The following is a 13,660-nucleotide window of genomic DNA, read 5'->3' as shown; positions in this document are numbered from 1 at the left end:
CAAGGCATTGAAGTATAAACATGGGCTGAAACCCGCATTTTCTTACAGATTCCTAACTTAGCGCGTGAAAATTATATTATCACTGACCTGTTAGACCACTTTCTCCTCGGTAGATCACGCGATCGTTACCGCGGTAGATACCGAATGTGACGACAGTGGAAGGATCTTCATCACCAAGTTGTCGCCAGTTGTAGCGCAACCAAGGCTGACCTTCACTACTACCTAGACATGAAATGTCATTTTCACCCAACTTCTTCGATGGACTACTACCATCCATTCTCAACCACAAACGAGCTTGTTCACGCGGTGAGTCCACACCAACCGCTGTGTTTTGACTGGCGTTGATATCGTCTTCACCATCTGAGACCGTGCCGTTACCATTGAATGAAGCGTTGGTTGTTGTCTTACTCTCACTATGCCAGATAACCTGCTTACAATAATTTGCACCATTGAAGGTACTCTTATCGTCATCGGTATTAACCTCGAAATCACTACCGTTCCAGAACTCTGCTCGAAGTGGAATAGTTAAAGTCGCTCCAGAGTTGCCGCCAATATCATCGAGAGCCATTCGGCCATAACGAGCAGGAGGCTGAACAGGGAAAGCAGCAGAATTTGTTACTGGATCTGTATCAGTGAATGACACCGGATCAGTGCCAGTTACCGTCAAACCAAAATTGGTTACAGTGGCGTTTCCACCTGATGTATTAAACGGACGGTCTTTACGGCTTACATTGTCAGTCATGTGACGCTTCAACATAGCATTGTCATCGTCCAGTAACCAATTCACCCGACTCGTATCCCACGCTCCTGACGTTGTATCTAACAGGAAGTCATTATCTACGTTGCTGTCATCCAAAACACCAAACTTAGCTTGGAGTGTAGAACTAAAGAAGCGATAGTTATTAAGCGCCTTAGCGGTATCACTTTGGCCCGCTGCCATAGGATAAACTCTATGTATCGCGGAGTCATAAGTCTGACTTAAGTATGCGACGTTGTTTTGGTCTGCAACGATCCATTCATTGGTATCTTGCACAAAGTACTTAGGATAGAAGCGGCCAATTGCTTTGCTACCTGAGAAACCACCCAAGATACCGCTATAGAAGCTACCCGTTTCCGTTGCTATGAAATTGAAGCTACCGACTTCTGAGTACTTAAGATTCTCAAATTTGTAACCTTTGTTGGCTGCAGCGATACTGTTCGCGTTTTTTGTAAGTTCACTATTAGGGTTAAGGCTACCAAGAACAGAGCCATCATCTACCGGTGTGTCTAAAGTATGTGTAATGGCTACACTCGCATCGGATTTCAGATAGTTTTCTGTCACCAAAGTGTCGTTACAAATAGTTGCATCGTCCGTATAACGAATCGGCTTAGCGTAGACATCGAACTCTTCTCCGGCTGCTGCAAACCCGCCTCCAGCGCTACTCGTTCCACTAGAGTCACTATCAGTACATACAGCAAACTTCCAAGGTCGAGACTTAACAATAAAACTGCCTGAGAGTGAATCAATACCACTCTCAGGACATCCAGCTAACTCACTACATTCGAAAGAACTGTCACTAAGAGTTACTCGAAACTGTCCCGACTCTACGATCGTTAAAAGATCTTGAGTCTCACCATTCTCAGACGCAATAAATTCAGGCTCATAGGTCAACAAACTAATATCGCCTTTACCATCTGAAGGGGATTCGATATCTAGTTGAATATCTGGCTCACCGATGTAGCCTTGTGACACAGGTGAGTTTTCTATATCGCACGACATAACTTTGGCGATAACACTTTGAGCTTTACCGGCTACAACTTGTTGAGGGTCAACATCAAACTTATAAGGCACAAATGAAACCTTAGAGCTCCCCATAAACTCTTCTCCATTCCACTCACCGCTAACTTCGTAACCAGATTTATTTAGCTGATTTGACGAGAGATAAAGCGTCTTTTTTCCCTCATCTAGCGATGCTGTTAGAGAAGAACCATAGTTACTACACTGCGAAAAGCTCCCCGTATTTTTGTCATACTCTTCGCACCAACGAGCATTAGCGTTTGGCATTGCTTTAGCGATAAAATCACCATTCTCACTAGTCACAGTAGCGTCGCTATCTTTCTCTTTCACTCGAAATTCAACAGCAGCGGCTTCACAAGTCAGAACATGCGATTGAATAGGCGTAACAACTAACTCTCCCTGAGGGATTGGGGGTAACTGACAGCTGTAGTCAGGTTTATTGATTTTAACGTTAGAATTAAATTTGGTAGTTCGAACCGTTACAGCCCCCTCAATCGAAGACTGATTAAGTTCGAGGTAATCAGCAACAATAAAACCTTTGAATACCGATTGAGCGCCAGAAAATATCACACTAGCATTAGGAGCATAGACTATTGGGTATGCTCCTTCAGATGATATCTCGACTTTATTGGAAAAGCGCATTTCGTCAACAATGTTAATTTGGCTACCTGACTCGAAAATAAAGTCAATATCACCAGAGCTATAAGTAAACTTATTAAACGTAACATGAGCTTGTTTGGGAACAACAAGTTCTACGTCCGTTCCAACAGAAACATTTAGATTAGATATATAGATTCCATTTTTTAGTTTAACCCGAACAATTTTATAGTCATTGCCCCATTTATTTATCGTTAGGCTATCTAAACTTTTCTCAATAGTTACTTCGACATTTTGTCCACTTTCTTGATACGAACATAAAGTCGAACCGCTGCCACAAGACAAAGCAATATTATCATTTCCAGCATTTAACACTAGCGAGCCGCTAGGGGATTGAGACGGAACGGGAGTAATATTGGTCCCATCAACTTTTCGCAAGCTATTCAACGAATCGTTATTTCCCACATCACAGCCATATAAATCGTCACAAATAGGATAGTTATATAGTTTATCTAGTGTGTCATAGTTGGCATGATCAAACCCAAGAAGTAAATATTCTTGCATCGCATGTCGTAAAGAAGCCGAACTGTCATAGAAAGCGTAGTCGCCTCCCTTATCTTTTAGATAGCGATTAACATAATCATCAGACCAACCTACAAAACGAACAGATCCGTTGGAAACTGTTAGCTCGCTATTCACACCAGACCAGCTCTGGATTGGTTCCGGGAACAAGTTACAAACATTAGTAGGTAACTCTGTTTCTGGGATCTCAAAAGCAAAGTAGCCAATTGACTCTGCTCTGCCGTGTTTACGGTTGCTGAGAGACTCTATATCTTCGTCAAAGGCAAAGGTGAAAGTTGGCTTTCCACCTTCTTCAAATTGCTTACAGTAACGAAGCCATCCTCCGTGACTACCTACACGGCTTTGCTTATTAACAATCACACCGAACTTCGAAAAGTTTTGGTGTAAATTCACTTTATTATTTTCGCACGACCAACCAATAGACTTGGTTACTTTTAGCTCTTTTGATTGAGCATAATCTCTAGAGCCTTGATAAAACTCAATATTAGACTGTAAACCTTCGTCTTTACCGTGAAATTCAGGTACAACGAGGTAAGCAATATCTTTAGTGCCAGAGCCTAAAGGACCTTGACGTCCGCGCTCAAGAGATAAATCAAAGCCTGTTGAACTAACACTTTGAATTGCAGTAGTTGCCCACTTAGAGTCTTTTCCTTGAACTTGAGCCATGATAACTGGTGCGGTGATGTTTCCCAGTTGATAGTCAATATCTTCCCAATCATCCGCTCTATCACACCCACTCGTACACTGGGCTAGGTCTGTTGTTTTGACACCAGCTTCGCCGTAAACAGCACTACCACTAGAGTCATAGAACTTTAACTTTCCGGGCTCGGTGACAAAGTAGTAGATGGGAGACATTCGGTCTGATTTTGAAGTACCCGGCATCGATTCACTTTCAATAGTCGCACCTTTCTTGGAATCCCAAATCGTTGCAACACTCGCTTTTGTCGGAACACTATTAACAATATCATCTGGGTCAATAGTCGACATCAAAAAGACAATTGGATTTTCATAAGACTTTTGAAATAGAAGGTTGCAGCCATGAGTACAGTCCATTCCTTCAATGGAACCGAATTCATAGTGGACATCTTCCAAAGGCTCAGGAGTTACGTCAGTAGCGCATAAATTGGCATAAGAAGATTGAGGGCAGTTTTTAAGGGCGTAACGACAATTATCGTCACCTAGGGCGCAATATCGTTCAGTATTTTCGAACTCTTTATCATCCGCGGCAATTCGGCCACATACCGCAGAGCCTTTAATAATAGCTTCATCATCAGCCACAACAGCTCTATTCGAGGAAAATATGTAATTCCCCCCAAAGTCAGGTTCTAACTTAACATTATCATCAGAGGTCACCATTCCATCACAGATAACAGCACCTTTTAGAACAATGTCCTCATCCGCTGCTAAATTACCATGAATAACAGTTTGACCTTTATCCGTTGTTATCCCTTTACTAGTAATGAAGTTTATTGGCGCACTAGCACTACCGATAGTACTGTCTTCAATTTGAATATCGCTGTTCGAACTGATGGTAACCGCAGAACCAGTGGTATTTACAAGACTATCACCTTCAGCTAAATAAATTTTTCCATCGCAAAAGTTTAGGCGTGAGTTCCAATCTCCCTCACAAAAACCGGTATCGTTCGGAAATTCATATTTTGTTCCAGCCAACGCAGAGGGAGCAGAAAGTACAAAACCCAGTAATAAGACTGATTGAAGAAAACGAAGCATGTTCATTGAGCTATTCATTATTATTCCCTCACCCAAACTTCTTGAATACGTTGTACTTGATTAATACCAGAGCCACAGGTTGTTGTTGATTCAATTTTGAAAAATCCGACACCATCTAGTACCCCAATCTCATCACAGGTAAGTGAATCTACACTGCAGATCGTCGACATTCCGTGGCTAACTTGATTGGCATTTAAATTGGTACAAACCGTTCTTACACTTGACGAAACTGCAGGAGAAACGGTGAGTGGGTACACTTGAGTCAAAGCCCACTCATTGGCAGAGTGTGCCAACAACCATGCTTGTGTACCGAGCTGCTTACGAGTCAAAGTGTCGTGGTTGCTCCATTGAACTTGAACGAGTGATGTAGCAAGAAAGCCCATCACCGCAATCACAAATACGGCGATCACTAGAACACTGCCCTGTTGATTCGATTTTCTATGGCGCATTGAGTACCTGCACATCTTGTTGGTAAACACTTGTCTCATTATTTTGCTCGAGGACTAGATCTATATGGATAACCCCGCCTCGCTGCAAACTCGGCTCTTCATATCGAAAACTACTTTCTGAGTAATTAATACTGTCTGCGACTCTTACACCATTGCGTTCGATCACGCCCTGATTTTCTATCGTGTTATTCACTAGGCAGTAACTAACAGAATCACTGCTGTCATATATGTAGTGGCGTAGCGCGACCGATTGACTACTCAAATTAACCGAAGTCGCAGTAAATACATTATTTGTAGATACCAGCCCTGACACTAGAATTCGTTTTGTCGAACCTGCGCCCAAGTCAGCATAAGTAGTTGGGTTTATGATTAAATAATCATCGTTATCGAGGATTGGAGTATCTTGCCCGATAATGAAATCTAGGTTGTTGCTGTTCTCATCGTAATGATAAAAGCCAGAATACTTGATGGCGTAAAACGTCAAACACTTCTGAGCAAACGCCGAGGCAGGTGTAATACTTGTATCAAAACTGTTGGGCACTGCGTGACTGATCTCGCGAGACATTTTCTCAACCACAAACTGTCCTTTTACTTGGACTTTTTGGCGGTCAATGGTCTCAGCATAGCCTTTCATTCCGTATTCAACAAAACCTGCGATGGCTAATCCAATCACCCCCACCACTACGATGGTCACAATCATCTCAATCAGGGTAAAACCACGATTTTTCATCAGTAGTTCCCCTTATACGCAGCCAAAGTATATTGGTTGTTACCGCCGAATATATTGAGCTCTACTCGCTTAAGAGTACCGATGGCGTTATCGTTAACGCCATCCATGTTTTGATCGTAAAACACAGAGATTTCAACACGGAAATTCGCGTAGCTTCCTGCAATACTCTCATCGAGGATGTTGGCCAACTCATACATTGGCGTGGACTGACAAGCTGATTGAGTTGAGGCCGTATACCAACACCCAATATAGTCATCAATATCGTTGAAAGAGGCTGGCATGGATTCTGTACCATCAACACCTAAATCGCCTGGGTCTGTGCACGGCGTAGCGTCTGCATCGCCACAGCGTATTGAGCCACCGTCAAAATCACTGTGTTCATCAAAACCTCTAGCTAAAATTTGGTTCATCAGGCTCTGCCCTAGTGCCACGGATCGGTTTTGATATTGTGGGTCAGCTGAGCTTGCGACTTGCGGGACAAGAAAGCTAGTTATGGTCACCATAGCTATACCCAGAACGACAATCACTACGATACTTTCTATAAGAGTAAAGCCTCGTGCGCGTATCATAGGCAGGCTCCTTCACTCACATAACCTTGTGAGTTAATGCAGACATGAGCACTATTACTCGAGGTCGTGGAATTAATGGTAATGTTGACTCCTGAACTGATAGACGGGTTACCTAACAAATCAAAATCAACGACAGTATTAGCTGGAGTAAAGGTGATCCCGTCTTCACGAACATGGTCGCTGCGCGCTTCTGCTTGTTGTCTTTGAGTCGAGTTAGCGAGGTTAAGATTACAAGCCGTGACAGAGCCTAAGCAGTCAGTATTGATGGCCAATCGGAAGCTGTCGTTAGCAGCTGACACATTTGACTGCATGCGATTAACTTGGATTTGGCGGATGACCGAGATGGCCTGCTCTTGCGCAGAAAAGGTAGAAAAACTTGAAGTACCGACGAAACGGCTCGCAGCAAAAGTAGAAATGATGCCGAGTATGATGATGACAATAATCAGCTCTACAAGGGTAAAGCCATTACTTGGGAGACTTTTCTTCATCACAAACCTCTCACTACGGTGTGACTTCGAGTATACAAGATATTGAAATATAGGACGGTATTACTACCAATTGTTTTAACAGTAATGTGTAGTAGATAGAAAAAAGGCCAGCTATAGCTGGCCTTTAATCAAACTATAAATTTATGGCGCACAGTTTGCGTCTTCTACCATGTTTGCAGTAGCTTCAACGTTAGCTGCAGTTGCTTCAGTATATACAACACAGTTGCTAGTGTAGCCATCAATACCAAATAGAGCTGAGTTTGCACCACTTGTTTTAATGAATACGAAATCTTCACCAGTACCAACACCTTGGACAATAGCAGAAATCGCTGTAGACGATGCTTCTGGGTAACCAAATACAGTGTTGATGCTTTGCGTACCGACACCAGTACTTACAGCACCAGATGTAGATTCAATACCAGCAATTGCTGCTTTGCCATAAATAATGCCAGATGCACCTTGGATAGCGCCTGCTAGGCCTTCAAGAGTCGCGTTCTTCGCATCATCTTGCAGGTTTAGGAAACGTGGTGCTGCAGTTACAGCAAGAATACCTAGGATAACAATCACTACCACTAATTCGATTAGGGTGAAACCGCCTTGTTTTTTCATAGTTTAGCTCTCTCTATGTTTATAATGCAGTGTTACTGCAACGTTACGGTCACACGACCAGTTTTGACTTCATAAACAAACTGATGTCCAGTATTACCTTCTAGTTGAACGTAAGTACAGGTCGCATCGCTTGTATTCGCTTCCGCTGAGTACTTGTAGTTGCTGTCATTAGCCACTACATCTACATCCCCTACTTTTGGTGGGTTTTGCAGTAGATTATCCATCAGCTCAGAACAAATTTCGTTAGTTAGGCTTTGTGGAAATGAAGTTGAATCTTCATTGATTGCCCAAGGGTAACCATCTCGAAAATCAGTATCTACATTGTTACTGTTCTTCGATCTTGTTAACCAAAAATCAACACCATCATAATTTACAGTATTGTATGTTTCAACCCCAATTATCGTTGTTGGACGAGCTTCAGCTTCCCATTGCGCGCGAGCCGACAAAACAGCTGTTGCAAAGCCACCAGCGACACCTTCAATGCTCGATTTTTTCGCTTCGTCAGTCACATCTAGAAATTTAGGTAGTGCTGCCACAGCCAATAAACCGACTACCACAATCACGATAACTAATTCGACAAGGGAGAAACCCTTTTGATTTTTAAGCATTTTCTACCTTCTCATCTAATTACCAATGCGCATTATACATATGCACGCCCATAAAACCATAGGAAAACTGTCAATATTTTTACTAAGCCAAAATATTGGCCATGACGCGAAAACGTTCACCTTTGAGTAAAATCTCTATTTGGTGTTTTTCGGTATATTGGTAGCGACAGTGGTACTCAAATTGATCGCTCAGGTTCTCAATTTTAGGACTATCTAAACCTAAAACTCGTCCATCAGGATATAACTGTTCTAACCAATAATCACAGCTTACATCGCTCTGATCAATAGGTAACAACCAACCTGTTCGGCTATAACTGAGTGGTTCTCCTGAGTCGTTCATTTGCCGATGACCATTCAGAAGATACTGCTGCTTGTATAGGTTGGCACGGTCTAATATACGCTTGCTCGCCACTATCAAAGCGGTGTTCGTCGCCTCAGTTTCTACCGAGCGCCACGCGGTCAACAACCCAGTAATAATAGACAGAATAACCACACTCCAAATGACAAAACGTGAGCGTCGTAGGTTATTTATCATTCACTAACCTTTGATTGCATCGAGCATGCCCCACATCGGCAAGAAAATACCCAGAGCCAGTATCAGCACCATCCCTGCAACAATCACCAATAAGATAGGTTCGATACGCGCAGTCAGGGTCTTCAAATCGTAATCCACTTCTCGGTCATAAAAGTCTGACACTTCTAGGAGCAGCTCATCAATACGACCTGTCTCTTCACCCACCGAGATCATTTGTATCACCAGTGGTGTGAAAATTTCGCTGTTAATCGCTGTTGAAGAGACGGTACTACCCGCTTCAATCGCCGATTTCATTTCTTGGACACGCAACTCTAAGAATCGGTTATCCAAAGCTTCTGCTGACAGAGCCAGAGATTGGTTCAATGGCACACCCGCTTTAAGCATCAGAGCAAAGGTTCGTGAAAAGCGTGATAACAGAGCTCGATTAACCACACCACCGATCACTGGCATCTTGAGACGGAATCGATCCCATGTCTCCAAGCCTTTATCAGTTTTCACCCAAGCCTTAAACGCGAAAATCAAACCGACAATTACGCCAACCATAAACATCCAGTAGTTGACGAAGAAGTCCGACATACCAATCAAGATGCGAGTGGGCAGCGGCAGATCAACACCGAAGCGGGCGAACATGGTTGTGAACTGAGGGATAACCTTGATATTCAATACAAACATCGCGACCAAGATAAAGCTGATCACGAACGTCGGATAACGCATCGCCGTTTTGATTCGCTTACGAGTCTCAACTTCTTGTTCATAATAGCCAGCGAGTTGAAGTAAGGCCTGATCCAATCGGCCCGTGTTTTCACCAACCCCAATCATTGACACAAACAACGGGCTGAACACTTTAGGGTGCATCTGCATCGATGCGGAAAGACCGCGACCGTTAGTGAGTTCGGTACTTACCTCTTCAAGAGCGGCTTTGAGTTGCTTATTCTCACAGTTCTGTGTGAGGCCCTTCATAGAGCGCAACAAAGGAACACCAGCTTTGGTCAAGCTATATAGTTGACGACAGAAAAGCACCAAAACTTCTAAGGGAACGTTTGGTGAGAACAGACTAGAGACATCCATCTCCAATACAGACTCGCCACTTTTTCCGAGTTTAATCGAGGTTGGAATGATTCCTTTACCCATCAAACTTTCAGCAGCAAGCTCTTCGCTATTTGCTTCTAATTGCCCGGAGACCTGACGTCCGTCAGAACCGCGGCCAACATAACGATAAGTTGGCATACTCTACACCTCTACAACAAGATTGGGTCTGTCGAGCCAGAAGCATCACCTTCACCAAGGTGCATGATTTCATCTAGACTCACTACCCCTTGCAACGCCAGTTCCATCGCCGATGCGAGCAGTGGTTTATAGTTTTCAGAGCGTCTTGCTGTTTGAGCAAAGCCCACTGCATCATTGGCTCGTAGAGCATCCATCATATTTTGCTCAAGCTCTAACATTTCAAAAACACCAATTCGGCCACGATAACCTGTTAGGTTACAGTTCTGACAACCGCGACCTTTGACAAATGATGCAGAAACTTGATTCGGGAATCGCTCACTGAGCCACTGTTTGCGCGCATCATCCAACTCATCCTCAACCTTACAGTCGCTGCACACCTTACGAACCAGTCGCTGAGCAACTACCGCACGTACTGCACTAGCCACCAAGTAACCCGGAGCGCCCATATCCATCATACGCAGAGCACTATCAACAGCATCATTGGTGTGAAGGGTACTTAATACCAAGTGACCAGTTAATGCTGCACGCAGACCAATCTCAACCGTTTCATGGTCACGCATCTCACCAATTAGGATGATGTCGGGATCCTGACGCAGGAAGGTTCTCAGAATAGTAGAGAAGTCGAGGTCGATTTTAGGGTTAACCTGAACTTGGTTAATACGCGGTAGACGATATTCCACCGGATCTTCTGCAGTGATGATCTTCTTACCCGGCTCATTGAGCTCACTCAGCGCACCATAAAGAGTCGTTGTTTTACCAGAACCTGTTGGGCCCGTTACCAAGATCATGCCGTGCGGTCGACGTAGCTGCTTACGCAGGCGAACCAAGAGATCCGCAGGAATACCCGAAGACTCAAGTTTACGCAGGCCTGCCGATTGGTTAAGCAGACGCATAACCACCGACTCGCCGTGTTGTACTGGCATGGTCGACATACGAATATCCACCGATTGACCTTTAGCACGAATGTTGAAGCGGCCATCTTGTGGAAGACGCTTCTCGGAGATATCCAAGTTCGCCATCAACTTCAAACGCAAAACTAAAGCAGAAGCGATATTCACTTCGTTAAGCAGTGTCTCATGCAGCACCCCATCAATACGCTGACGCAAGCGCAGAACATTGGCGTCCGGCTCAATATGGATATCAGAAGCACCTACTTGAATAGCATCTTCAAAGAGCGAGTTAATCAGCTTAACAACCGTGACTTCATCGCTGTCTTCTTCTGCAATATCAAAGTCGAAAGCTTCATTAATTTGGTGCTCGGCATGCAGTTGCTCAGCAAAAGATGCGATCTCTTTGGTACGACGGTAGTAACGATCAAAACCATCAACCAATTGACGCTCAGGGGCGACTACGAATTCCAGTGCGTAATCACCTAACTGGCCAAGCAGTGCCTCTTGAGCAAACAGATCCGCTGGATCACTCATTGCAACACGCAGCGTATCACCCTGCCTGCCAATAACCAACGCACGAAGACGTCGAGCATGCACTTCTGGAAGCAGTTGTACCGCTTCAACATCGACCGCAGCACGGCTTAAATCGATAAGAGGAATATCAAGCTGTTGCGACAAGAAGCTCAGCATCTGTTGTTCAGACAAAAATCCGAGCTCAATAAGCGCATCACCCAACTTTCGACCTGAGCTTTTTTGAGCCGCAAGCGCTTGTTCAACTTGTGCCTCAGTAATAATCCCCTCTTCAACTAATAGGTCACCGAGTCTTTTTCTTAATCTAATTTGCATTCTTGGCGCCCTCTAGGTCTGAGATTACTTTTAGCCTATCGCGGATAAAACTTTGAGATTGTGATGAGATACCGACACGAACTAGTGCATTTTGATAAGACTCTTTTGCCTGTTCAAACATCAGTTGGCGCTCTTGTTGAATGGCTAAACCTAACCACCAGCGTGCGTTGTCTTGCTCTATTTCGGTCAATTTTTGATAGCTCTCTAGCGCGATTGTTTCTTGCTGAGCTTTTTGGCTTAGGGCTGCGCGCATCGCCAGGTATTCTTTCGATGCATTGTTAGGTAAATGCAACAACGGGCTAAGTGCCGCCTCCGCTTGATCCGCTTTGACTAACAGTTTTGATAAGCCTAGTCGCAGTGCTTCACTATCGTTATTCAAGCGAATGCCCGCTTGCAAAAGCTCATAGGCTCTTCGCGTATCACCTTTACCAAAATAGAGGATCGCAAGTTTCTGTCTAACTTCTTCATCACGAGGTGTGTAGCGCAGCGCTTCAGTAAAGCCTTGCAATGCACCATTTAGATTGTTGGCATCCAGCGCCTTCTTAGCTCGGCCAACAGCATTGGCGGCCAATTGCTCCGGAGTAAGCTCGACTTGCTCAACGACAATCCCACTCGCTGTGTCTTCCGAAGTTGAAGTTGCTTCAGGTGCAATAGCTTTCGTGTGAGTTACTGACTCATTCGCCTGAGTGCTGGTTGTTTTTGTGCTTGCCAACAACACAGGTTTCTTTATCGTTTTAGCCACTGGCACATCAACAGTCTTCGCAACACCGATTTTGTCTTGGCTAGCTTTTACAGGCTCTGATGATGCTACAACCGATGTCGTCGCTGGTTTGGTGCTTGAAGTTGATACGTCCGCTTTAACCAATGCTTTTTTAGGCACAGGTTGTGATTCCGTTAGCACCATTTTTTTCGTCGGGGACTCTGCTAGTACCGGTGCTGAAACAACTTCATTTGAGGTTACTTCATCATTCACCGAACTAGCTAGCGCAAGAGATTCCGACTCAACACTTGGTCCTTGAGACACTGCCCATCCGCCCATCGCTAAACTCAATGAGAATCCAGCAGTCACCCAAACCCATGGTGAACGTGTTTTTATCTTTGGCACTTCAGCAGCTTCAATCGCTGCCTTGGATTCTTTCTTAGCCAATTCTGATAAGGCGTTATTTATGGTACTCATGATTCACTCCAACCCCACAAAATTGGCTTTTTAAACTTAGGTTTCGATACATCGTAGGTTTCGTGCATCGCTGAAAACAGGTGCTGGTTTTCTACGGTCTGCTTATGCTCGCTAAAGGCCATCAACAGCGCTTTATGACAGAGTTGATTGATAAGCCTTGGTACACCTCTGCTCGAACGCCAAACCGCTTTCTTATGGTTCAAGCTAAATATGCTCGATGAACCACCAGACTTACTGATTCGATTGTCGATGTAGGCCACCGTCTCATCGAGGTTCAGTGTTCGCAAACAAGAGCTAAAGGAGATACGCTGACGAAACTGTCTTAGATGATGTGCGTTTAGACGAGTTTCGAGCTCGGGCTGACCTAACAATACAATCTGCAGCAACTTGGTCGATTCCGTCTCTAAGTTACCGAATAGTCGTAGTGTTTCTAGCGCTTCATCCGATAACGCCTGAGCTTCATCCAAAATCGCCACCACTCTTTTCCCAGAGCGGTTCAGTTCAATCAACCTATGCTGGATCTCGTCCACCAGCATGGCTTTATTTGGGATATTGAGACCAAGCTCTTTAGCGACGGCGTATCTCAAATCATCTCCGGACAACACTGGATTAGGCAGATAGATTAATGCCGTATTGTCACCTAAATGGTTTATCAACATACGACAAACCATTGTTTTACCTGTCCCAACTTCACCAGTGATCTTAATGACCCCTTCACCCATATCGAGTGCCGAGAGCACCGTCTGAATCGCTTCAAAATGCGGTGCTAAGCCATAAAAAAGATCCGTATTTGGCGTTAGAGAGAATGGCGACTGTTCAAAACCAAAGTGAGCTTGATACATAAC

12 protein-coding genes are annotated in these 13,660 nt (G+C 44.2%); all 12 read right to left on the bottom strand.

Features of this window, described 5'->3' with window-relative positions:
- Nucleotides 1-79: 79 nt before the first annotated feature.
- Nucleotides 80-4,705 carry a DUF6701 domain-containing protein gene (locus FIV04_RS01620; RefSeq protein WP_152468089.1) on the bottom strand — a complete coding sequence of 1,542 codons (4,626 nt, stop codon included), beginning with the start codon at nt 4,703-4,705 and terminating at the stop codon, nt 80-82.
- Between the two features lie 2 nt (nt 4,706-4,707).
- Nucleotides 4,708-5,136, bottom strand: coding sequence for an MSHA biogenesis protein MshP (locus FIV04_RS01615; RefSeq protein ID WP_152468088.1), 429 nt, complete (start codon nt 5,134-5,136; stop codon nt 4,708-4,710).
- On the bottom strand, nt 5,126-5,866 hold the full coding sequence (locus tag FIV04_RS01610; RefSeq protein WP_152468087.1) for a prepilin-type N-terminal cleavage/methylation domain-containing protein: 741 nt from the start codon (nt 5,864-5,866) through the stop codon (nt 5,126-5,128). The genes FIV04_RS01615 and FIV04_RS01610 overlap by 11 nt, the downstream gene beginning before the upstream one ends.
- Nucleotides 5,866-6,435: a type II secretion system protein gene (locus tag FIV04_RS01605; protein WP_152468086.1), complete on the bottom strand. Its 570-nt coding sequence runs from the start codon at nt 6,433-6,435 to the stop codon at nt 5,866-5,868. The genes FIV04_RS01610 and FIV04_RS01605 overlap by 1 nt, the downstream gene beginning before the upstream one ends.
- The gene (locus tag FIV04_RS01600; protein ID WP_152468085.1) at nt 6,432-6,923 is read right to left on the bottom strand and encodes a prepilin-type N-terminal cleavage/methylation domain-containing protein; all 492 of its coding nucleotides are present in this window, start codon (nt 6,921-6,923) and stop codon (nt 6,432-6,434) included. Before FIV04_RS01600 ends, FIV04_RS01605 begins: the two co-directional genes overlap by 4 nt.
- A 141-nt stretch (nt 6,924-7,064) precedes the next feature.
- Complete coding sequence (locus FIV04_RS01595) at nt 7,065-7,532, bottom strand: type II secretion system protein (protein ID WP_152468084.1); 468 nt, start codon at nt 7,530-7,532, stop codon at nt 7,065-7,067.
- Between the two features lie 32 nt (nt 7,533-7,564).
- Complete coding sequence (locus FIV04_RS01590; RefSeq protein ID WP_152468083.1) at nt 7,565-8,140, bottom strand: prepilin-type N-terminal cleavage/methylation domain-containing protein; 576 nt, start codon at nt 8,138-8,140, stop codon at nt 7,565-7,567.
- 82 nt (nt 8,141-8,222) lie between these two features.
- Nucleotides 8,223-8,675 carry an MSHA biogenesis protein MshF gene (locus FIV04_RS01585; protein ID WP_152468082.1) on the bottom strand — a complete coding sequence of 151 codons (453 nt, stop codon included), beginning with the start codon at nt 8,673-8,675 and terminating at the stop codon, nt 8,223-8,225.
- A 3-nt stretch (nt 8,676-8,678) separates the two neighbouring features.
- Nucleotides 8,679-9,902, bottom strand: coding sequence for a type II secretion system F family protein (locus FIV04_RS01580; RefSeq protein ID WP_152468081.1), 1,224 nt, complete (start codon nt 9,900-9,902; stop codon nt 8,679-8,681).
- 11 nt (nt 9,903-9,913) lie between these two features.
- Nucleotides 9,914-11,638, bottom strand: coding sequence for a GspE/PulE family protein (locus FIV04_RS01575; RefSeq protein ID WP_152468080.1), 1,725 nt, complete (start codon nt 11,636-11,638; stop codon nt 9,914-9,916).
- Entirely contained in the window at nt 11,628-12,815 is a 1,188-nt protein-coding gene (locus FIV04_RS01570) for a lipopolysaccharide assembly protein LapB (RefSeq protein WP_152468079.1), read from the bottom strand. Before FIV04_RS01570 ends, FIV04_RS01575 begins: the two co-directional genes overlap by 11 nt.
- Entirely contained in the window at nt 12,812-13,657 is an 846-nt protein-coding gene (locus FIV04_RS01565; RefSeq protein WP_152468078.1) for an ExeA family protein, read from the bottom strand. Before FIV04_RS01565 ends, FIV04_RS01570 begins: the two co-directional genes overlap by 4 nt.
- Nucleotides 13,658-13,660 lie beyond the last annotated feature (3 nt).

Source organism: Vibrio sp. THAF190c (assembly GCF_009363355.1).
In the GTDB taxonomy this organism is placed as follows: domain Bacteria; phylum Pseudomonadota; class Gammaproteobacteria; order Enterobacterales; family Vibrionaceae; genus Vibrio; species Vibrio fortis_A.
Note: the sequence above shows the minus strand (reverse complement) of the source record. Positions and strands in the feature narration are given on the sequence as shown.

Coding starts and splice junctions, on each gene's coding strand:
- FIV04_RS01615 (WP_152468088.1), bottom strand. CDS start 5,136: ATGCGCCATAGAAAATCGAATCAACAGGGCAGTGTTCTAGTGATCGCC.
- FIV04_RS01595 (WP_152468084.1), bottom strand. CDS start 7,532: ATGAAAAAACAAGGCGGTTTCACCCTAATCGAATTAGTGGTAGTGATT.
- FIV04_RS01575 (WP_152468080.1), bottom strand. CDS start 11,638: ATGCAAATTAGATTAAGAAAAAGACTCGGTGACCTATTAGTTGAAGAG.
- FIV04_RS01605 (WP_152468086.1), bottom strand. CDS start 6,435: ATGATACGCGCACGAGGCTTTACTCTTATAGAAAGTATCGTAGTGATT.
- FIV04_RS01580 (WP_152468081.1), bottom strand. CDS start 9,902: ATGCCAACTTATCGTTATGTTGGCCGCGGTTCTGACGGACGTCAGGTC.
- FIV04_RS01590 (WP_152468083.1), bottom strand. CDS start 8,140: ATGCTTAAAAATCAAAAGGGTTTCTCCCTTGTCGAATTAGTTATCGTG.
- FIV04_RS01600 (WP_152468085.1), bottom strand. CDS start 6,923: ATGAAGAAAAGTCTCCCAAGTAATGGCTTTACCCTTGTAGAGCTGATT.
- FIV04_RS01565 (WP_152468078.1), bottom strand. CDS start 13,657: ATGTATCAAGCTCACTTTGGTTTTGAACAGTCGCCATTCTCTCTAACG.
- FIV04_RS01620 (WP_152468089.1), bottom strand. CDS start 4,705: ATGAATAGCTCAATGAACATGCTTCGTTTTCTTCAATCAGTCTTATTA.
- FIV04_RS01610 (WP_152468087.1), bottom strand. CDS start 5,866: ATGAAAAATCGTGGTTTTACCCTGATTGAGATGATTGTGACCATCGTA.
- FIV04_RS01570 (WP_152468079.1), bottom strand. CDS start 12,815: ATGAGTACCATAAATAACGCCTTATCAGAATTGGCTAAGAAAGAATCC.
- FIV04_RS01585 (WP_152468082.1), bottom strand. CDS start 8,675: ATGATAAATAACCTACGACGCTCACGTTTTGTCATTTGGAGTGTGGTT.